Genomic DNA, 19810 nt, shown 5'->3' on the forward strand with positions numbered 1-19810 from the left:
ATCAGTTCCCGGGGACCGGCGCTGCGCCGGGAAGCGGTGTCGGAATCGACCTACCCTCCGGGACCGGCGGCGGCGGTACGGGCGCCGCGCCGTTGATGAGGATCTCGCCCTTCGCCGAACCGGTGATGGTCGAGAAGCCGCCGGCGTCGGTCTCCTTGCCCACCGAGCAGTTCACCCGCCTGCTGCCCGCGAGCCAACTGTCGAGTTCCAGGTTGTCCCAGAACAGCGTGAGCGTCTTGTTGCGCAGCGCGTCGGCGGAACCGAGGTACTCGTTGGCGGCCTGCGTGCACACGCCTTCGAGATACTTGTCCTGGTCTTCGACGGCCGGCATCGAGGAAGGGAACTGGGTGGCCAGGTCGACGACGGAGATCACTTCGAAGGCGTGGGGTTGCGCGCAGTCGACGGGATCGGTGGGCACGTTCTGGTTGATGCCGATGCAGGTGCCCGGATCCCAGATGTTGGATTGGTCCTGCTCGGCCACCTTGCCGGTGAACGGCAGCAACGTCCCTGCGGTGCTGGAGAATTGAAGGCCGCACCGCAGAGTGCGCTCGCCCGCCGCCCAACCGGACTCGCTGGGGAACATGAGACCCACGCTGAACTTGCCGTACGGATCGAACTTCGCGCCGAGGTAGGAGTCGACGGCGGGCACACAGTGTTCGTCGCGCAGCGCGGCGAACCGCAGCGCACCCGGGTAACGCGAACCCGGACCGAACTCGGCACCCGGATACACGCTGAGGTCCAGCGGTGCCGCCACCTCGAACCGGTGTTCCTCCGAGCAGTCGACCTTCGCGACGTCCTTCCGGTCTTCCTGCGGATCGTTCGACGGCGTCCAGTCGAGGCAGTCGCCTGCCGCCGCCGAAGCGAACGCGTCGCCGTCCACCGAACCCGTCGCCTGCGGTCCGGAACCGGCGGAGTGCGCGGGGAGGTTCTCGCTGCGGTTGAAACCGCCTGCGATCGCGAACGTGGCGATCGCCGCCACCACGGCACCTGCCGCGACGGCCGCGAGCGCGCGACGCGTCGTGGTCGCGGACATGCTGCGGGGAGCCTTCTCCGGTTGCCCGGCATTCTTCGGCTGGGGGTCGGCGCCGTTCGACTGATCTGAGGACATCGATTTCCATAATGCCTGTTCCACTCGTGGAAGCAGAACAACTCCCGCAATCGGCTGGAACCTGGCGTAACTTCGACGACCATGAGTGACGATCCTCAGCACTCCGCCGAGCCGGTGGATCCTGAACTGCAAGAGCTCGCCGGGCGTGTGTTCGACACGGCACGATCCGGCGACGCCGTGTCCTTGGCCACGTACCTCGATGCGGGCGTCCCGGTGAACCTGGCCAATCAGAACGGCGACACTCTGGTGATGCTGGCCGCCTACCACGGTCACGCCGTGGCCGTTCAGGTCCTGATCGACCGCGGCGCCGACGTCGACCGGCTCAACGACAAGGGACAGTCCCCGCTGGCAGGGGCGCTGTTCAAGGGTGAGGACGCCGTGGTGCGGACCCTCGTCGCCGGTGGTGCCGACGCCACGGCCGGCCACCCGACCGCCGTCGACGCTGCCCGCATGTTCGGCCGCGAGGACCTTCTGAGCCTGCTGGAACCGAAACCGGAGTGAGCCGCTCCGCGGCGCCCGGTAGGGTTTGAAGCCGTGATTGACCTGAAGTTCCTCCGCGAGAACCCCGACGCCGTCCGCGAGTCGCAGCGCACCCGTGGCGAAGATCCCGCCCTGGTCGACGCGTTGCTCGAGGCCGACGCGTCCCGGCGCGCCGCCGTTCTCGCCGGCGACAATCTGCGTGCCGAGCAGAAAGCGTTCGGCAAGAAGGTCGGGCAGGCGTCCCCGGAGGAGCGTCCGGCGTTGCTCGAGGGCTCCAAGGAACTCGCGGCCAAGGTCAAGCAGGCCGAGGCCGAGCAGCACGAGGCGCAGGCCGCGCTCGACGCCGCGCACCGGGCGATCTCCAACGTCGTCCAGGAGGGCGCCCCCGCGGGCGGCGAGGACGACTTCGTCACCCTCGAGACGGTCGGCGAGATTCCCACGTTCGACTTCGAACCCAAGGACCACCTCGAGCTGGGTGAGTCGCTGGGGCTGATCGACATGGAGCGCGGCGCGAAGGTCTCCGGTGCCCGCTTCTACTTCCTCACCGGCTTCGGCGCGATGCTGCAGCTGGGAATGCTGCAGCTGGCCGCGCAGAAAGCGATGGCCAACGGCTTCCAGATGATGATCCCGCCGGTGCTGGTGCGACCGGAGATCATGGCGGGAACCGGGTTCCTCGGCGCCCACGCGGACGAGATCTATCACCTCGCCGACGACGACCTGTACCTCGTCGGCACGTCCGAGGTCCCGTTGGCCGGGTACCACTCGGGCGAGATCCTCGACCTCGCCGACGGCCCCAAGCGGTACGCCGGCTGGTCGACGTGCTTCCGCCGCGAGGCCGGCAGCTACGGCAAGGACACCCGCGGCATCATCCGGGTCCACCAGTTCGACAAGGTGGAGATGTTCACCTACTGCAAGCCCGAGGACGCCGACGCGGAGCACCAGCGCCTGCTCGGGTGGGAGCGCGACATGCTCGCCGCCATCGACGTGCCCTACCGCGTGATCGACGTGGCCGGTGGCGACCTGGGGTCGTCGGCCGCCCGCAAGTTCGACTGCGAGGCCTGGGTGCCCACGCAGCAGGCATATCGCGAGCTCACCTCGACGTCCAACTGCACGACGTTCCAGGCGCGTCGTCTCGGTGTCCGGTACCGCGACGAGAACGGGAAGCCGCAGACGGCCGCGACCCTCAACGGCACCCTCGCCACCACCCGGTGGATCGTCGCCATCCTGGAGAACCACCAGCAGTCCGACGGCACGGTGCGGGTGCCCGAGGCGCTCGTGCCGTTTGTCGGGACGGATGTCCTGAAGCCATGAACGCAGGCGCAGGGCTTTTGGGAAGGCTACCCTTGCGCGAACGCCGAAATGATGTAACCCTTACCTAATCGAGTTGGTAAGGAGCTCCACATGTTCGTGTGCATCTGCAAGGCAGTGACGGAAGACGAAGTGCATGAGCACTGTGCTGCCGGAGCTGACAGTGCGGATGCCATCGGTGAGCGTTGCGGCGCCGGATGGGGATGCGGAACCTGCGTCGATCGGTTGAAGGAGATTCTGGAGCGGTCGGCCGCCGACAGCGTGGCCGCGTAACGAAACCGCAGCACAACTGAATCCCGCGATTCTCTACATCGCGGGATATTGCCGGTGGTACGTTCGCCTCAACCGGGGCGAACGGAGAAGTCATGCGCGGCGACGACGAAGTAATTGCTCTTCTCAACGAACAGTTGACCAGTGAGCTGACTGCGATCAACCAGTACTTTCTGCACTCCAAGATGCAAGCCAATTGGGGCTTCACCAAACTGGCGGACAAGACTCGGGCGGAGTCCATCGAGGAGATGAATCACGCCGAGATCCTCACCGACCGGATCCTGTTCCTCGAGGCGCTTCCGAACTATCAGAAGCTGCTGCCGCTGCGCATCGGACAGGACCTACGCGAGCAGTTCCATTCCGACCTCTCCATCGAAGTCGAGGTCGTCGAGCGCCTGCGTCCGGGAATCCAGATGTGCCGCGACAAGGGCGATGCCACGTCGGCGAAACTGCTCGAGACGATCCTCGAGGAAGAAGAGGATCACATCGACTATCTGGAGACGCAGATCGAACTGATGGACAAGATGGGCGACCAGCTCTACATGGCCCAGCTCGTCGATCAGCCGCCGACCGTCGGATAGTCGAAAACGGGGTGACACCCCCGGCGGGGAGTGCGAAACTGGGCGCGTGAGATATCCCGCCGACCAGCCTTGACCCAGTTCGCAGCGTTCTCTCGCCGTCCGCGTGGTCGGCTACGTGTCCACGCGCGACCCCATCCCGCTCTACGGTCTGTACGACCTGCTGTTCGCCGACCACGGACTGAGCGTCGGTCAGATCTCGTCCCTGTTCGTCATCTGGTCGGTCGTGTCCTTCGTCGCCGAGGTGCCGTCCGGCGCGTGGGCCGACACCGTGTCTCGACGTGGCCTCCTGGTGTTCGCGTCCGTGCTGTACACGGCCGGATTCAGCGGGTGGATCCTCGTGCCGTCGTACGCGGGATTCGCGGCCGGATTCGTGTTGTGGGGCATCAGCGGCGCCATCCAGTCGGGCACGTTCGAGGCGTTGCTGTACGACGAACTCGTGGCGCGAGGCGCCGCCGGTGACTTCGCGAGGTTGCTCGGCTTCGCCAACTCCGGCGCCATGGTGTGCAACCTTCTCGCGACCCTGACGGCGGCGCCGCTCTACGTCCTCGGCGGATATCCGTTGGTCGGATGGGTCAGCGTCGGTGCGACCGTGGTCCACGGGGGCTTCGCCCTGTTGCTGCCCGCGGCACCCAAGGTCGAGGAGGCCGACGAGACCCTCGACGTCGCGGACGAACGCCGGGGACTCGCGGCCCGGTACGCCGCGATGCTGCGTGCCGGCCTCGGCGAGGTGACGCGGGAGGCGGTGGTCCGGCGCGGAGTGCTGCTCTCGGCGGTGCTGATCGCGTTCCTGGCGTTCGACGAGTACTTCGGGCTCCTCGCCCGCGACGGTGGCACAGCGACGGCGTCCGTACCGCTGCTCGTCGCGATCACGGTGAGCGGTCAGGTGGTCGGCACAGCCCTCGCCGGACGCACGGCGTCGATGCGTGCCGTGACGATGGGGCGGGCCGTTGCCGTCGCCGCGATCCTGCTCGGCGGGGGAGCGCTGCTCGGCGGTGTCCCCGGATTCCTCGCGCTCGGCGTCGGCTACGGCATCCTCGGCAACGCGATGATCGTGTCGGAAGCGCGCGTACAGGATGCGATCACCGGTCCCGCACGCGCCACCGTCACGTCGGTGGCGGGACTGTTCGGTGGGTTGGCCGCGGTGCTGATCTACGCGGGCGTGGCCGTCGGGTCCCTGTGGCTGTCGGTCACGACGCTCGTCGCGGCACTGGCCGTTCCCGTGCTGCTGTCGGCGGTCCTGGTGCGTCGGTGGCTGCCGCCGGTCCGCACCGACGCCCCCACTGCCGGGTGAACGCACCCTTCGACGCCTCAGATGCGCCGAAGGGTACGTTCGCCCGCCGGGGTCAGAGCTTGGTGGACCGCAGTTCGTGTCCCTTGGACGTCTTGCAGCGGCCCGACTCGAGGTCCCACTGCCAACCGTGCAGGTTGCAGGTGAGGTTGGTGCCGTCGACGACGCCGAACTTCGACAGGTCGGCCTTCAGGTGCGGGCACCGACGCTGGATCTCGTACCCGCCGAGTTCGATCGACGCGGAGTCGTCATGGGCCTCGGCGAACCAGCCGTCGGCGTACGCGATGCGCTCGTCGGTGAGGCACTTGAAGAACGTGTAGAGGAATTCGTTGTATCCGCCGACGCGCCACGCCTCGAAGCGGGTGGACAGGAAGATGGTGTTCACCCAGTCGGGCTCGTCGTCGCGCAGCACCGTGCGCACCAATTCGGGGGCGATGCGGAAGCCGTAGCGGTATTTGCCGTCCTTCTCGCCGCGCGGACGGACGGTGCGCTGAGGGAAGTCGAGGACGACGGTCTCGTCGCCCATCACCAGGCCGACGGGGTAGCCGATGCCGTCGCAGATCAGGTCGGACTGCTTCATGATCGGCTCGAACTTCGCCTTGAGCGCCTCCAGCAGCGGCTCGCCCTCGGCGGGGGCCCACGTGGCCTTCTCGGCGGCGAGGACCGGCGCCATGCGCTTCGCCATGTCCTCGATGTAGGCGGCCTTGTCGGAGAAGATCTTGTCGACCTCGGCGTCCGGGATCGGGTGCGTAAGCGTCAGCTCGCCGCCCTTCAGATCCGCGGTGGACCCCGGGATCATCAGGATGCCGCCGTCGTTGCCGTGGATCCGCATCTGCTCGAGGAACGTGATCTGGTCGGGGAAGATGTTGCCCTCGTCACCCCGGTCGTCGTTCAGGTAGCGCAGGGCGTCGTCGAGGAACACCGGCGGTCCGGCGGACGGCACCACCCACGTGGCCGCGACCTGCTCGATGTAGCTGCGGCAGCGGTCCATGCCGCGCTGACGCTTCTGCTTGCCGAAGTTGGCCTTCGTCTTGGTGGGGATGTCGTAGACCATCGGGTACCAGATGGCGCCCGAGTACTGCAGCAGATGGATGTCGATCTTGCCGAACTCGTCGTGCAGGACGTCCATGTCGACGGGTCGTGCGTCGTTCATGTTGAAACACGTGGTCTCGCCGTCGGACACCACGAGACCCGAGTCGCCGATCGGACCGTCCGCGGGGGCGCGCAGCGCGATGATCATGACGTCGAGGTCGCCCTTGGGGCCGGTGACCTTGTGCTTGACGGAATCCTCGGTCTCGAAGAACTTGTGGAAGCCCAGCGCCTCGAGTTCACGCTTGAGGTCCGGCACCGGGTAGTCGGGGAGCAGCACCGTCGCGTCCTTGTTGACGTGCTTGCTCAGGTTCTCCGGGTCGAAATGATCCTTGTGCAGGTGCGACACGTACAGGTAGTCGCAGTTGCCCAGGGCGTCCCAGTCGAGCTGGGTGTTGTCCGGGAACGGGAACCAGGACCCGAAGTACGCGGGGTTCACCCAGGGGTCGCACAGGATCGAGCCTGCCTCGGTCTGGATGTGGAATCCGGCGTGTCCGACGCTGGTGACCTGCACTGGTATGCCTCCTGGGAGCTGAGCGACTGTTCCAGAGTAGGCGGTCCCCCCAGGTGAGTGGCAATGCGCGCTCCAGCACACCATGCCACTCACGTGCGGTCAGGTCACTTCGCCCAGGCAGTAGCCGTCGGGGCCGATGGACAGCGTGAGCTGCCTGGTGTTCGTCACACCGGACACGTCGGTAACGGGAACGGACACTTCCAGGTAGTCGCCGCGGACCGGCGTGGCGGTCATCGCGTCGGCGGCGAACGCCGTCGTCCCGGCGAGGACGTCGGGGTCGAGCTGGAGCGGCGGCCTGCCACCGGTGCCCGTGCCGGACGGGTCCCAGGGGCTGAAGCCGGGGCAGATCAGCGGGTAGGCGGTCTCGGTGTCTGCCCTGTTCACCGGCGCGCCCGACTCCCGAGACAGGAATCGGGTGACGGCGTACTCGGCGTCGGCGGGGGTGTAGAAGTCGACGGTCCCGGCGGGGTGGACGTGTGGGCAGGCGTAGCCGGACGCGATCTCGCTGCGTTTGACGGACACCGTGGTGCCGCCGCCGGTCCACGACACCGCGAACTGTCCGTCGACGCCGGGTTGCGCGAGGGCCCCGAGGATCGCGGACGTGTCGGCGTACTGGTCGGCGGCCTGGGCGGGCGGCAGCGTCCAGCATTTCGCGGGGACGGTGTCGGGTCGGGTGACCAGGTCGGTGGCCCAGGCGCGGACGGCGTCGACCGCTGCGGGGTTGCCGGGTACGTCGCCGACGATCACCTGCGGCACCGGGGCAGGCGGCGTGGTGGTCGTGGGCCCGGCGGCGGATGTGGGCGCGGAAACGGTATCGGCGGGCGGTTCCTCCGTCGGGATGCCGGACTGCGAATCGCACGCCACCCCCGCGCCGAGGATCACCGCGACGACCGGCGCGATGAGCGCCCTCCTGCCCCTGCCAGCCATCTCCAGCGCGCCCTTTCTCTCGACTCCCCACCGAAAGTCCGTCCCCGACGGGGGGCCAGATCGCGGATACCCGGCTACGCTAGCCGATTGTGGAACCCGTCTACCGAACCGTCATCGGCATCGCCCGCACCGTATTCGCCCTCGAGGGCCTGAAGTTCACGGTCAAGGGCGATCAGCACATTCCGTCGACGGGTGGGGCGGTGATCGCGATCAATCACACCGGCTACATGGACTTCACCTACGCCGGACTTCCGGCCCGCCGGGTGAAGCGGTACGTCCGCTTCATGGCGAAGAAGGAAGTGTTCGACAACAAGATCTCGGGCCCGATCATGCGCGCGCTCAAGCACATTCCGGTCGACCGGGCCGCCGGCGCGGATTCGTACAAGGCGGCCGTCGACTTCCTGCGCCGCGGCGAATTGGTGGGTGTGTACCCGGAGGCCACCATCAGCCGGAGCTTCGAGATCAAGGACTTCAAGTCGGGTGCCGCGCGCATGGCGATCGAGGCGAATGTGCCGATCATCCCGGTGGTCATCTGGGGCGCGCAGCGGGTGTGGACCAAGGGGTTCCCGAAGCGGCTGGGCCGCACGAACACTCCCATCTCGATCGCCGTCGGCGAGCCGATCCAGCCGTTCGAGCCCGCATCCGAGCTGACCGCAAAGCTGCACGCCACGATGACGACGATGCTCGCCGACCTCCAGCAGGGCTACGACCACCCGGCGGGCGAGTACTGGGTGCCCGCGCGCCTCGGGGGCAGTGCTCCGACGCTCGACGAAGCGAACAAGATGGACGCCGCCGACGCCGAGGCGAAGGCGCAGTCCCGTCGGGCCCGGGAGACCGGTAGCTAGAGGGTGGCGGTGGAGCCGGTCTATACGGCTGTCGAGTCGACGGCCAAGGCGTTGTCCCTGTTCCAGGGATTGAGGATGACGCGAGTCGGCCTGGACAACATCCCCACCGAGGGTGGTGCGGTGCTCGCGGTCAATCACACCGGCTACCTGGACTTCGTCCAGCTGGCACTGGCGGTCGGTGCGGTGGACCGCAAACTGCGGCTCATGGCCAAGGCCGAACTCGCGAACAACACGGTGATGGCGTTCCTGATGCGCGGGTGCGGGGTCATCCCGGTCGACCGGACCGCAGGCGCGGGCGCGTACCTCGCTGCGGTGGACCGGCTGCGCGAGGGCGAATTGGTGGGTGTGTACCCGGAGGCGACCATCAGCCGGAGCTTCGAGATCAAGGAACTGAAGTCGGGTGCGGCGCGCATGGCGATCGACGCCCGGGTGCCGCTCGTGCCCGTCATCGTGTGGGGCGCTCATCGGATCGCCACCAAAGGGCAGCCGAGACAACTTGGGCGGCATCGGTTCCCGGTGACCGTCGAGGTCGGCAGGCCGATCGAGCCGCGAGAACCGGCGGAGGCCCTCACCGCGACCCTGCACACGGAGATGGACACCATCCTGCGCCGGGTGCAGGACGGATTCGACCATCCGGCGGGAGCGTACTGGGTGCCCCGGCGACTCGGCGGCAGCGCGCCGACCATCGAGGAGGCCACCGAGATGGACCGCCGCGAAGCCGAGGAACGGCGGGCCCGGTAACGGCCGCCCGGCGGCGCCGCGGACTCGGCAGGCAGAATAGCTGGGTGAGCCCAGACCGACCCAGCCTTGTAGCGTCCGATGTCGACGGCACCCTGATCGGGGAGGACGAGCGCATCAGTGCCCGCACCCGCGACGCCGTCGCGTCGGTGGTCGCGTCGGGAACCCCTTTCGTGCTGGCCACCGGCCGGCCCCCGCGCTGGATCCATCCCGTGGTCGAGGGCCTCGGCTACGCGCCGCTCGCCGTCTGCGCGAACGGCGCCGTCATCTACGACAGCGACAGCGACCGCGTGCTCAGCTCCGCGACCCTCGACGTCGACACCCTCACGTGGCTGTCGGAGATCGCGCTCCGCGTGCTGCCCGGCGCCGGGCTCGCGGCGGAGCGTGTCGGGGTGAGCGCCCACGACGCCGCGACACCGCAGTTCGTGAGTTCACCCGGCTACCAGCACGCCTGGCTCAACCCCGACAACACCGAGATGTCCGAGAACGAGGTCGTCGCGGCCCCCGCGGTGAAGCTGCTGATCCGGGTGCCGGAAATGTCCAGTCAGGCGATGGTCGACGCGCTGGCGCCGCACATCGGTCGCCGGGCCGATGTCACGTTCTCCACCGACAACGGGCTGATCGAACTGTCGGCGTCGGGAATCACGAAGGCGTCGGGTCTCGCGCTGGTGGCGGAACGACTCGGCGTGACGGCGTCGCACATCGTGGCCTTCGGTGACATGCCCAACGACATTCCGATGCTGAACCTCGCGGGCCGGGGTGTCGCCGTCGAGAACGCGCACCCCGACGCCAAGGCCGCCGCCGACGAGGTGACGGCCACCAACTGGGACGACGGGGTCGCGAAAGTACTCGAGCGCTGGTGGTCCTGAGACCACCAGCGCCCGGGAGGGTGAAACCCGATCAGCCGGCCGGAACCGGTGCCGGTTCGACGGGAGCGGGCGCGGGAGCCGGTTCGGGTGCGGGAGCCGGTTCGGGTGCCGGAGCCGGAGCGGGCTCGGCCGGAGCGGGCGGAACCTGAGCCGGGTCCGCGGGCGGTGCGACGGGGGCCGCGGCATCGACCTGGGCACCGTTCTTGTAGGCCTCCGCGTAGGTGTCGTTGTAGGTCTTCAACACCTTGGTGACTATGCCGGTGATCTCGTTGAAGATCAGCGAACCGTTCTCGAAGTCGGTGCGCAGACCGCCCGGGATCGGGTACTCGTCACTGGTCGGCAGGCCCAGTTCGCCGTTGTCGGCTCCGAGGTTCTGCCACGTCTTGAAGATCTGTCCGAGGACCGCCCACACACCGCCGTTGGGCGAGGTGAAGATGGCGCCGTTGGCAAACTGTGCGCCCGAGTTACCGGCCTTGGCCTGCAGCAGTCCGGTGATGGCCTGGCCGAGCCGGCCGGTGTCGCCGCCTTCCGCCACCCACTTCTGGGCGACCGGCGACGGGTCGGTGAGCCGCAGCAGTTCGTTGACCAGGGCGGGGATTCCGGCGCCGAGGCTGGCGCTGGCGTCCGTGCCGGGACCGCCGGACGGCGCCGGAGCCTCACCCGAGGGTGCGTCCGAAGCCAGCGACGCGTTGCCGCCGCCGAGGTTGGCCGCCGCGATCTGCCGGATCTCGTCCATGTGTGAGTACGCCGCGTCTCCGGGGCAGGACGTGTTGCCGACGTCGCGGTGCGCGAAGATCACCGGGAGATCGACGGCCTCACCCTCCGCGTAGGGCGTGAATTCGGTGCCCTCGGAGTACATCGTCGTCTCACCGAGTGGGTCGAGTCCGGCCTTGCCGAGCTTCCAGCCCAGGAACTTGCCGACGGCGTCGAGGGTGACCTGCGGCGGATCCTCGGACGAGAAGTCGCCCATCATCGCGACTCCGGTGGTGTTCTCGTTGAACCCGCCGGCGTGCGCGCCCTGGACCGGACGGTCGAGACCGCCTGCGCGACCCTCGAAGATCTGGCCGTATTTGTCGACCAGTGCGTTGTATCCGATGTCGCACCAGCCGAGCGTCTGCGCGTGGTACGCGTAGATCGCCCGGACGATCTCGGCCGATTCGGCCTTCGAGTAGTCGTTGGCTCCCGCGGTGTGGTGCACGGTGGCGCCGCCGATGAAGTCGTCGTAATCGGGGTCCTGGCACCGGATGGACTCGTCGGCGCCCCACTGCTGGCGGCTGATGACCTTGGGACCGCCGCTGTCGAGGGGGCTCGCGATGTCGCCGAGCGTCGCGTCGCCGGGACCACTGCCCGGTTCGATGAGCACGGCCGTGACGTCGTCGGCGCCCGCGCGTGCCGGCTGCTGCCGCAACGGCGTGTTGACGGCGGCAGGGGTGTAACCGAGCGGTGCGGCCCCGTCCGCGGCGGGAGCAGGGGCTGCGGGTGCCGGGGCGGGAGCGGGCACCGCGTCGGGCGCGGGTGCGCCTGCCGGTGCAGGGATCGAGGTGGGGGTCAGGATCTGGATCGCCTTCGTCAGCCCGACGTAGACGGGTTCGGTGGCGACCTTGCCGTCCGACGCCGTCTTGTCCGTGCGACGCGTGTCGATCATGTCGGGGGAGACCCACTGTCCCCACGTTCCGTCGGCCTGCAGCGCCCGGACCTTCGACTCCGCGGACGCGAGGGTCTCGGAGGTGAGCGCCACCATGCTGAACGGGGTGTCGCGGGACAGTTCCTTGACGATCGTGCCGGGCTGCTGATCGGCCGGGGGCAGGATCGCGGGGTCGGAGACGTCGCCCGGGGCGGGGAGCTTCAGCGGGATCTGCAGGTTCGGGATCTGGATTCCGCCCGGGAGCTGCACGTTGCTGGGGATGTGGAGGTACGGCGGGATCTTCAGGTTCCGGAGGTCGCCGATGTTGACGTCCGGCAGGTTCAGCCCGGTCAGTTCCTTCAGCGGAATCACGATGTCGGGAATCTGCGACAGCACGACCTGCGCGATCTCGGTGGACACTGCCGAGTTGGAGGTTTCGTTCGTGGATTTGACGTCGGAGGGTGCGCTACTGATGCCGTAGACCGCAACGGGACTTGCGACAGCCAGAGCGGCGACAGCCCCGAGGACAATCGAGGGCTTCGGTCGACGGTGCGGCAAGGGGGACTCTCCTCAGTTGTAGTTTCCTGCGAGCGACCTCGCGTGTCTGCAACTCGTGATGCTCATGTGACTGAAGAGACTGTTGTTGCTAACTCCAACCACTCTTGCCACACTAGTCACACAGGTCCATAACGCTCAACCTTACATTGAGACTTTATCCCGAATTTCTCGGACCCGCTGAGACGAGGTGCACGCCCCGTCTCAGCGCTCGTTGTTCAGCGATGAGGAGTGCAGTGATGGCGAAGACCGAATTCGGGGTTCGTGCAGGTAGACCTGCCTGGACCCGCAGGAGGCGGTACATCGCGGGCCCTCCCGCCCCGCGCGGATTCACGGCCAGACTTCTGCGCGCGTCGGCGCTCGGCATCGCACCCGTCCTCGTCGTCGGCGCCGTCACCGGCGTCGTCGTGCACGTGCGCTCCTCCGGCCAGGACGTCCGGGAAACCGTCGCCTCCGACACGCCGTACACGCTCTCCGGGCACGGCAACGGCCACGGCCGCGGGATGGGCCAGTGGGGCGCCTACGGATACGCGAAAGATCAGGGATGGGCGGCCGAGCGCATCCTCGGCCACTACTACGGCGGCACCACACTCGGCACCCTCGCCGACGCACAGATCAGCGTCCGGCTGCAGGCGCGTGACGATCAGCCGCTCGACGTCTACTCCGACGCCGGCGCCGTCGTCGCCGGCAAGCCCGTCGGACCGGGAGAGGCCGTCCACCTCACGCCGACCGCCGACGGCGGCGCCAACGTCGTGGTGACGCGCGGATGTGCCGGCGAGGTCCTGTGGCAGGACGCCACCGACCATCCGTGGGTGGACCCGGTCGACCTGACCCCGGACCGTCCCGCGAACGAGCACTTGAAGCTGTGCGCCGGTGACACCCCCTACCGCGGCGCGCTCGGGGTCGCGCTCGACGGCGCCGCCGTCCGCACCGTCAACGTCCTCGACATGGACGACTACCTCCTGGGCGTCGTGCCCGCCGAGGCGAAAGCCGGCTGGGCCGACACCGGTGGGGCCGAGGCGCTTCGGGCGCAGGCCGTCGCGGCCCGCTCCTACGCTGCCGCCGAGAACCGGGAAGAGTACGCGAAGACCTGCGACACCCAGAGCTGCCAGGTGTACGGGGGTTCCGCGAAGGAAGACCCGCGGACCACCGACGCCGTCCGTTCTACCAAGGGCACCATCCTGACGAAGGACAACAAGCCCGTCGCCGCCGAATTCTCCTCGTCCACAGGCGGATACACCGCGGGCGGCGAGTTCCCGGCCGTCGAGGACCAGGGCGACACCGTGTCACCGAACCACGACTGGACGGTGACCCTCACCGCGGGCGACATCGCGTCCGCGTTCAACGTCGGAGACCTCGAATCGTTCGAGGTGGTCACCCGCAACAACTTCGGAGTCGACGGCGGACGCGTCACCGGTGTGAAGGTGGTCGGATCGTCGGGCACCGCCGAGGCGACGGGCGCCGAGGCGCGGTCGAAGCTGAAACTCAAGTCCGACTGGTTCACGGTCGGTGACGGGCTCGGCGTCCCCGCACCGCCTTCCGCCCCCGAACCCGAGTCCACCCTCGCGTCCGCGGGTGAGGACGAGGACACCGTCGGCACCACCGAGGGTTCGCCGATCGCCGAGAAGTACAAGGAACTCGGCGGCGTCAACAGCACGCTGGGAGCGCCGATCGGTCCCGAGATGATGCTGCCGTCGGAGGCGGGGAAGTTCCGGATGTACACCAACGGAACCATCATCTGGACCAAGAAGCTGGGCGCGCAGGTGATCGACGCCAGCGTGCTGCGCGAGTGGTTACCGACGGGCGGCAGTTAGGCCGGGCAGAGCGGACCGGTTCCCTCGAGCACGGCGAGCATCCCGTCGACGGACTCGCCCCAGCCGAAGTCCTCGGCCCGCCGTCGGGCCGACGCCCGGCGCGTGCGTGAGGGGATCGCGAGTATGCCGCTCACCGCTTCGGCGAACGCGGGACCCCGGTCCCGGGCCAGGGCGCCGCAGCCGGGTGTGATGATCTCGGCGAGCGCCGACGACTGTGACGCGACCACCGGGGTGCCCGCCGCGAGCGACTCGAGCGCCGACAGGCAGAACGTCTCGTGCGGTCCGGGCGCCAGCGACACGTCCGCCGACGCGAACAGCGACGCCAGGCGGCCCTTGTCGCTGATGAAACCGGTGAAGTGCACGGGGAGCCCGCGGGCCCGGTACTGCAGCGCCTCACGCCGCGGGCCGTCCCCGGCGATGACCAGCCGGGCGTCGTGGCCCTGCCGCCGCAGCAGCCGGACGGCGTCGATGCTCCGTTCCACCTGTTTCTCCACCGACAGCCGGCCGCAGTGCAGAAGGAAACGTTGCGCCGGGTCGGCGAACGAGTCGCGCATCACCTGGTCGTGTTTGCCGGGATGGAACATCGTGAGGTCCACACCGAGCGGGACCCGGTGCAGATTGGGGGCCCCGATCCGGGTGAACTCCTCGCTCGCGAAGTCCGTCGTGCAGACGACGGCGTCGTAATTGCGGGCCATCCGGCGGTTCGCGATATCGGCCCAGCCGCGGGCCACTCGACGCGGAGCGAGTTGGCCGAGCAGCCGGTCGAGGCGTTCGTGTGACACGACCACACTGCGCACCCCACGGGTGCGGGCCCAGCCCCCGAAACCGCGCAGAGTGAGCCGGTCGGACACCTCCAGGACGTCGGGTCGCAGACCGCTGACGACGTCGGCCACCCGCCGCGGATTGACCACGCGATAACCCCCGGTCGCGGGGATGGTGGGAGCAGACCGCGTGATCCGCAGGACCCCACTCGGCAGCAGCTCCTCGCAGTCGCGCTGACCTGGGACGACGAGGACCACCTCGTGCCCGCGTTCGACGTACCCCTGACCCCAGTTGTGGAGGGCGGTGCGAAGCCCACCCGACCGCGGTCCGTAGAAGTTCGCCAGCTGGACGATGCGCACCCGCTCATGAAGCGCGATCGCCGCGTCGGCGGGAACAACGAGGTCTGCAGAACCGGTGAATACAGGGAGAACTCCTCGTGCGTGCCGAGGGGGTCCTTGCCCCCCTTGGCCGCGCACGGGCGGCGGAGTCGCTTACCCTGGTTCATCGTGACCGCTGCAACCCCAGAGACAACCGCCCCTGGCCGGTACGACCTCATCGTCGTCGGCTCCGGATTTTTCGGACTGACCGTCGCCGAGCGTGCAGCAACACAGCTGGGTAAGCGTGTGCTGGTGCTCGACCGTCGTCATCACCTGGGCGGAAACGCCTATTCGGAGGCCGAGCCCGAGACCGGCATCGAGATCCACAAGTACGGAGCGCACCTGTTCCACACCTCGAACAAGAGGGTGTGGGACTACGTCACCCAGTTCACCGAATTCACGAACTACCAGCACCGCGTGTTCGCGCTGCACAAGGGGCAGGCGTACCAGTTCCCGATGGGGCTGGGCCTGGTGTCGCAGTTCTTCGGGCGCTACTTCACCCCGGACGAGGCGCGGAAGCTGATCGCCGAGCAGTCCAGCGAGATCGACTCGGCGTCCGCGTCCAACTTGGAGGAGAAGGCGATCTCCCTGATCGGGCGGCCGCTGTACGAGGCGTTCGTGCGCGACTACACCGCCAAGCAGTGGCAGACGGACCCCAAGAACCTGCCCGCGGGCAACATCACCCGCCTGCCGGTGCGGTACACGTTCGACAACCGCTACTTCAACGACACGTACGAGGGCCTGCCCGTCGACGGCTACACCGCGTGGCTCGAGAACATGGCGAAGGACCCGAAGATCGAGGTCCGGCTCGAGACCGACTGGTTCGACGTCCGCGACGACCTGCGCGCCGAGAGCCCCGACGCCCCCGTCGTCTACACCGGCCCCCTCGACCGCTACTTCGACTACTCCGAGGGCGAGCTGGGCTGGCGCACCCTCGACTTCGAGACCGAGGTGCTCGAGACCGGCGACTTCCAGGGAACCCCGGTCATGAACTACAACGACGCCGACGTGCCCTTCACCCGGATCCACGAGTTCCGCCACTTCCACCCGGAGCGGGACTACCCGAAGGACAAGACGGTCATCATGCGGGAGTTCTCGCGGTTCGCGGAGAGCAAGGACGAGCCGTACTACCCGATCAACACTCCCGACGACCGCGCGATGCTCGCCGCCTACCGCGACCGCGCGAAGGAGGAGATGGCGTCGAACCAGGTTCTGTTCGGCGGCCGTCTCGGCACCTACCAGTACCTGGACATGCACATGGCGATCGCCAGCGCGCTGTCGATGTTCGACAACTCCCTGCGTCCGCACTTCGAATCCGGTGCGGCCCTGGTGGGGGATGCCGAATGAGCGCCCGACATCTGCTCGAATCCGAGAAGGTCACCGAGGACGCCCCGTTACTGGGCAAGTCGCTGCTGCAGCGGGTGATCCTGCCGCGTGCCGGCGAGCCGCTCGACGTCCGCACCCTCTACCTGGAGGAGGCGAAGACCAACAGTCGTCGCGCGCATTCGCTCTCGCGCACCTCGCTGTCGGTCGGCGCCGAGGCGGAGGCGTCGTTCTGCACCTACTTCAACGCGTTCCCGGCCAGCTACTGGCGCCGGTGGAGCACCCTGAACTCCGTGGTGCTGCGTCTCGAGCTGTCGGGGCACTGCCGCATCGACGTGTACCGCTCGAAGGCCGACTCGTCGCGCATCCACGTCGAAGGCCGCGAGTTCCAGGACGGTGACGCCGCGCTGGAGTTCGAGATCGAACTCGCCCCGTTCGAGGACGGCGGCTGGATCTGGTTCGACATCACCACCGACACCGAGGTCGTGCTGGAGAGCGCCGGCTGGTACGCGCCGGTCGACGCCCCCGGTGAGGCCACCGTCGCCGTCGGCATCCCCACGTTCAACCGGCCCACCGACTGCGTCAAGGCGCTGACGGCGCTGGCGTCCGACGAACTCGTCATGGACGTGGTCAAGGCCGTCATCATTCCGGACCAGGGCACCCGCAAGGTCAAGGACGAGCCCGGCTTCACGGAGGCGGCCGAAGCGCTCGGCGACCGGCTGGCCATCCACGACCAGGCGAACCTCGGCGGGTCCGGCGGCTACAGCCGGATCATGTACGAGGCGCTGAAGACCACCGACTGCCAGCACATCCTGTTCATGGACGACGACATCGAGATCGAACCCGACTCGATCCTGCGCGCGCTGGCGATGTCGCGGTTCGCGAAGTCGCCGATGCTCGTCGGCGGGCAGATGCTGAACCTCCAGGAGCGCAGTCACCTGCACTCGATGGGCGAGGTCGTCGACCGCAGCATCTTCATGTGGACGGCCGCCCCGAACGTCGAGTACGACCACGACTTCTCCCGCTACCCGCTCAGTGACCGCGAGAACTCCCGGCTGCTGCACCGCCGGATCGACGTCGACTACAACGGCTGGTGGATGTGCATGATCCCGCGGCAGGCCGCCGAGGAACTCGGTCAGCCGCTGCCGCTGTTCATCAAATGGGACGACGCCGAATACGGCCTGCGTGCCCGGGATGCCGGCTACCCGACCGTGACCATGCCCGGTGCCGCGATCTGGCACATGGCGTGGAGCGACAAGGACGACGCCATCGACTGGCAGGCGTACTTCCACCTCCGTAACCGGCTCGTCGTCGCGGCCCTGCACATGCCGGGCAACGGCCGCGGACTCGTGATCAACACCGTCAAGGCCACGATCAAGCACCTGCTGTGCCTCGAGTACTCGACCGTCGCGATCCAGAACCAGGCCATCGCCGACTTCCTGCAGGGCCCCGAGCACATCTTCGAACTGCTCCCGACCGCGCTCGGTAACGTCCACGCGATGCGCAAGGAGTACCCGGACGCCGTCGTGCTGCCGTCGTCGACGAGCCTGCCGCTGCCCTCCGGTGAGGAAGTCGGCGCGGTCGGCCTGCCGACGAACCCGCTCGCGAAGATCGTGCGTCTCGGCAAGGGCCTGGTCCACAACGTGAAGCCCGCGCACGAGCAGCACCACGAGCGTCCCCAGCTCAACGTGCCCACCATCGACGCGCGGTGGTTCCTGCTGTCCCAGGTGGACGGCGTCACCGTCACCACCGCGGACGGGCGAGGAGTCGTCTACCGCAAGCGCAACCCCAAGCTGGCGCTCGCGCTGCTGAAGGAAGCGATCCGGTTGCGCCGTGAACTGGCCCAGCGGTTCCCCGAGCTCAAGCGCGAGTACCAGGACGCCGTTCCTGCCCTGACCAGCAAGGAGAGGTGGGAACGTGTCTTCGGCATCCAGTGAGATTCACATCCTGCACACCGTCCAGTCGACGATCGCGAGCCGTCCCGGCGTCGTCTCGACCGCCCGGGGTATGTCGCACTTCGGTGAGCACGCCCTCGGGTGGGTGGCCGTCGCCGGCATCGGCGCGGCACTCGACAAGCCTCGTCGCCGGCAGTGGGCGGGAGTTGCGGTGGGTGCCGTCGGCGCCCACGCGGCCTCGATCGTGATCAAACGCATCGTCCGCCGCCCCCGGCCGAACGACCCGTCGATCCAGGTCAACGTGTCGACGCCCAGCAAATTGAGCTTCCCGTCGTCGCACGCAACGTCCACGACAGCGGCTGCCGTGCTGCTCGGCCGTCTCACCGGGCTACCCTTGCCTGCGTTGTTGGTACCGCCGATGCTGCTCTCCCGGCTCGTTCTGGGAGTGCACTACCCGACCGATGTGCTCGCCGGATCTGCCCTGGGGGCCGCCTCTGCGGTCGCGGTGCTGAAGGCCGAGCAGAAGTTTGGAGAGAAATGAGCGAGGAACCGGCCGTCGTCACCGGACCCCCGACATCCCTGGCGGCAGGCATCGTCAAGGCCGTCCGCCCGCGTCAGTGGGTCAAGAACGTCCTGGTCCTCGCAGCTCCCGTCGCCGCGGGCACGGCGACGGAATCCGACGTCCTGCTTCCCGTCGCACTCGCCTTCGTGGTGTTCTGCATGGCAGCGTCCGGCATCTACCTCGTCAACGACGCGATGGACGTCGAGGCGGACCGCGCGCACCCCACCAAGCGATTCCGCCCCATCGCGGCCGGTGTGCTGCCCGTCAACCTGGCGTTCGGCATGGCGGTCGTGCTGCTCGGCGGGTCCATCGCCCTGTCGTTCCTCGCCAACTGGCAGCTGGCGGTCGTGATGGCCGTCTACATCGGCATCCAGCTGGCCTACTGCTTCGGTCTCAAACACCAGGCCGTCCTCGACATCTGCATCGTCTCGTCCGGGTTCCTGCTGCGCGCCATCGCAGGCGGTGTGGCCGCCGAGATCGCGCTGTCGCAGTGGTTCCTGCTGGTCATGGCTTTCGGTTCGCTGTTCATGGCGGCCGGTAAGCGATACGCCGAACTGCAGCTCGCCGAGCGCACCGGCGCGAAGATCCGCAAGTCCCTGGAGAACTACACCACGACGTACCTGCGTTTCGTGTGGACGCTCAGCGCCACCGCGGTCGTGCTCTGCTACGGACTGTGGGCGTTCCAGCAGGACGACCTGAAGGCCACCAACTGGTACGCCATCTCCATGGTGCCGTTCACCATCGCGATCCTGCGTTACGCCGTGGACGTCGACGGCGGCGAGGCGGGGGAGCCCGAGGAGATCGCGCTGGGCGACCGCGTGCTCCAACTCCTCGCGATTGCCTGGATCGGAGTGGTGGGTGTCGCTGTCTACCTCGTCTGA

18 protein-coding genes are annotated in these 19810 nt (G+C 68.1%); 13 read left to right on the plus strand and 5 right to left on the minus strand.

The window, feature by feature from the left end; translation table 11 throughout:
• Nucleotide 1 precedes the first annotated feature (1 nt).
• Entirely contained in the window at nucleotides 2–1108 is a 1107-nt protein-coding gene (locus tag HGB39_RS04490) for a septum formation family protein (protein ID WP_005260456.1), read from the minus strand.
• A gap of 81 nt (nucleotides 1109–1189) precedes the next feature.
• On the opposite strand from HGB39_RS04490, the gene HGB39_RS04495 reads away from it, so the two are divergent.
• The 5 genes from HGB39_RS04495 (at nucleotide 1190) to HGB39_RS04515 (ending at nucleotide 5038) form a co-directional block, all read left to right on the plus strand.
• Entirely contained in the window at nucleotides 1190–1609 is a 420-nt protein-coding gene (locus HGB39_RS04495; RefSeq protein WP_005248859.1) for an ankyrin repeat domain-containing protein, read from the plus strand.
• Nucleotides 1610–1642: 33 nt separating this feature from the next.
• Entirely contained in the window at nucleotides 1643–2899 is a 1257-nt protein-coding gene (gene serS, locus HGB39_RS04500) for a serine--tRNA ligase (protein WP_005260454.1), read from the plus strand.
• A 90-nt stretch (nucleotides 2900–2989) separates the two neighbouring features.
• The gene (locus tag HGB39_RS04505) at nucleotides 2990–3169 is read left to right on the plus strand and encodes a (2Fe-2S)-binding protein (protein ID WP_005248857.1); all 180 of its coding nucleotides are present in this window, start codon (nucleotides 2990–2992) and stop codon (nucleotides 3167–3169) included.
• 92 nt (nucleotides 3170–3261) lie between these two features.
• Nucleotides 3262–3747 carry a bacterioferritin gene (gene bfr / locus HGB39_RS04510; protein WP_005248856.1) on the plus strand — a complete coding sequence of 162 codons (486 nt, stop codon included), beginning with the start codon at nucleotides 3262–3264 and terminating at the stop codon, nucleotides 3745–3747.
• Nucleotides 3748–3850: 103 nt separating this feature from the next.
• Entirely contained in the window at nucleotides 3851–5038 is a 1188-nt protein-coding gene (locus HGB39_RS04515) for an MFS transporter (RefSeq protein WP_005568844.1), read from the plus strand.
• A gap of 52 nt (nucleotides 5039–5090) precedes the next feature.
• On the opposite strand, the gene HGB39_RS04520 is transcribed toward HGB39_RS04515, so the two are convergent.
• Together HGB39_RS04520 and HGB39_RS04525 are read right to left on the minus strand one after the other, a co-directional pair.
• Nucleotides 5091–6638: a Rieske 2Fe-2S domain-containing protein gene (locus HGB39_RS04520; RefSeq protein WP_005568843.1), complete on the minus strand. Its 1548-nt coding sequence runs from the start codon at nucleotides 6636–6638 to the stop codon at nucleotides 5091–5093.
• 99 nt (nucleotides 6639–6737) lie between these two features.
• A complete protein-coding gene (locus HGB39_RS04525; RefSeq protein ID WP_054248586.1) occupies nucleotides 6738–7565 on the minus strand; it encodes a hypothetical protein in 828 nt (275 codons plus the stop codon).
• Between the two features lie 89 nt (nucleotides 7566–7654).
• On the opposite strand from HGB39_RS04525, the gene HGB39_RS04530 reads away from it, so the two are divergent.
• Genes HGB39_RS04530 through HGB39_RS04540 form a run of 3 tightly spaced genes read left to right on the plus strand, consistent with a single transcriptional unit; the run spans nucleotide 7655 to nucleotide 10017 of the window.
• Nucleotides 7655–8410 carry a lysophospholipid acyltransferase family protein gene (locus HGB39_RS04530; protein ID WP_005260449.1) on the plus strand — a complete coding sequence of 252 codons (756 nt, stop codon included), beginning with the start codon at nucleotides 7655–7657 and terminating at the stop codon, nucleotides 8408–8410.
• 9 nt (nucleotides 8411–8419) lie between these two features.
• Nucleotides 8420–9151 carry a lysophospholipid acyltransferase family protein gene (locus HGB39_RS04535; RefSeq protein ID WP_005571617.1) on the plus strand — a complete coding sequence of 244 codons (732 nt, stop codon included), beginning with the start codon at nucleotides 8420–8422 and terminating at the stop codon, nucleotides 9149–9151.
• A 44-nt stretch (nucleotides 9152–9195) separates the two neighbouring features.
• Nucleotides 9196–10017, plus strand: a complete 822-nt coding sequence (locus tag HGB39_RS04540; RefSeq protein WP_005571619.1) for a Cof-type HAD-IIB family hydrolase — start codon at nucleotides 9196–9198, stop codon at nucleotides 10015–10017.
• A gap of 31 nt (nucleotides 10018–10048) precedes the next feature.
• Here HGB39_RS04540 and HGB39_RS04545 read toward each other — a convergent pair whose 3' ends face one another.
• On the minus strand, nucleotides 10049–12199 hold the full coding sequence (locus HGB39_RS04545) for an N-acetylmuramoyl-L-alanine amidase (RefSeq protein ID WP_064080279.1): 2151 nt from the start codon (nucleotides 12197–12199) through the stop codon (nucleotides 10049–10051).
• Between the two features lie 236 nt (nucleotides 12200–12435).
• Between HGB39_RS04545 and HGB39_RS04550 the strand changes: the two genes are divergently transcribed.
• Nucleotides 12436–14010, plus strand: a complete 1575-nt coding sequence (locus HGB39_RS04550; RefSeq protein WP_005565891.1) for a SpoIID/LytB domain-containing protein — start codon at nucleotides 12436–12438, stop codon at nucleotides 14008–14010.
• Here HGB39_RS04550 and HGB39_RS04555 read toward each other — a convergent pair.
• The gene (locus HGB39_RS04555) at nucleotides 14007–15131 is read right to left on the minus strand and encodes a glycosyltransferase (RefSeq protein ID WP_005565890.1); all 1125 of its coding nucleotides are present in this window, start codon (nucleotides 15129–15131) and stop codon (nucleotides 14007–14009) included. The two genes, HGB39_RS04550 and HGB39_RS04555, sit on opposite strands and share 4 nt — an antisense overlap.
• Before the next feature lie 147 nt (nucleotides 15132–15278).
• Here HGB39_RS04555 and glf point away from each other — a divergent pair, with 147 nt between their 5' ends.
• The 4 genes from glf to HGB39_RS04575 are packed head-to-tail and all read left to right on the plus strand — an operon-like array spanning nucleotide 15279 to nucleotide 19810.
• The gene (gene glf, locus HGB39_RS04560) at nucleotides 15279–16496 is read left to right on the plus strand and encodes a UDP-galactopyranose mutase (protein WP_005260443.1); all 1218 of its coding nucleotides are present in this window, start codon (nucleotides 15279–15281) and stop codon (nucleotides 16494–16496) included.
• Nucleotides 16493–18409 (plus strand): glycosyltransferase, encoded by a 1917-nt coding sequence (locus tag HGB39_RS04565; protein WP_005248844.1) that lies wholly within the window; start codon nucleotides 16493–16495, stop codon nucleotides 18407–18409. Before glf ends, HGB39_RS04565 begins: the two co-directional genes overlap by 4 nt.
• Complete coding sequence (locus HGB39_RS04570) at nucleotides 18390–18908, plus strand: phosphatase PAP2 family protein (RefSeq protein ID WP_005260442.1); 519 nt, start codon at nucleotides 18390–18392, stop codon at nucleotides 18906–18908. The genes HGB39_RS04565 and HGB39_RS04570 overlap by 20 nt, the downstream gene beginning before the upstream one ends.
• The gene (locus HGB39_RS04575) at nucleotides 18905–19810 is read left to right on the plus strand and encodes a decaprenyl-phosphate phosphoribosyltransferase (protein WP_005248842.1); all 906 of its coding nucleotides are present in this window, start codon (nucleotides 18905–18907) and stop codon (nucleotides 19808–19810) included. The genes HGB39_RS04570 and HGB39_RS04575 overlap by 4 nt, the downstream gene beginning before the upstream one ends.

Source organism: Rhodococcus opacus (genome assembly GCF_012396235.1).
Classification (GTDB): domain Bacteria; phylum Actinomycetota; class Actinomycetes; order Mycobacteriales; family Mycobacteriaceae; genus Rhodococcus_F; species Rhodococcus_F opacus.

Excerpts from the sequence above, each read along its gene's own strand:
- HGB39_RS04490 (WP_005260456.1), bottom strand. The coding sequence starts at position 1,108 with ATGTCCTCAGATCAGTCGAACGGCGCCGACCCCCAGCCGAAGAATGCC.
- HGB39_RS04550 (WP_005565891.1), top strand. The coding sequence starts at position 12,436 with ATGGCGAAGACCGAATTCGGGGTTCGTGCAGGTAGACCTGCCTGGACC.
- HGB39_RS04575 (WP_005248842.1), top strand. The coding sequence starts at position 18,905 with ATGAGCGAGGAACCGGCCGTCGTCACCGGACCCCCGACATCCCTGGCG.
- HGB39_RS04505 (WP_005248857.1), top strand. The coding sequence starts at position 2,990 with ATGTTCGTGTGCATCTGCAAGGCAGTGACGGAAGACGAAGTGCATGAG.
- HGB39_RS04495 (WP_005248859.1), top strand. The coding sequence starts at position 1,190 with ATGAGTGACGATCCTCAGCACTCCGCCGAGCCGGTGGATCCTGAACTG.
- HGB39_RS04565 (WP_005248844.1), top strand. The coding sequence starts at position 16,493 with ATGAGCGCCCGACATCTGCTCGAATCCGAGAAGGTCACCGAGGACGCC.
- bfr (WP_005248856.1), top strand. The coding sequence starts at position 3,262 with ATGCGCGGCGACGACGAAGTAATTGCTCTTCTCAACGAACAGTTGACC.
- HGB39_RS04525 (WP_054248586.1), bottom strand. The coding sequence starts at position 7,565 with ATGGCTGGCAGGGGCAGGAGGGCGCTCATCGCGCCGGTCGTCGCGGTG.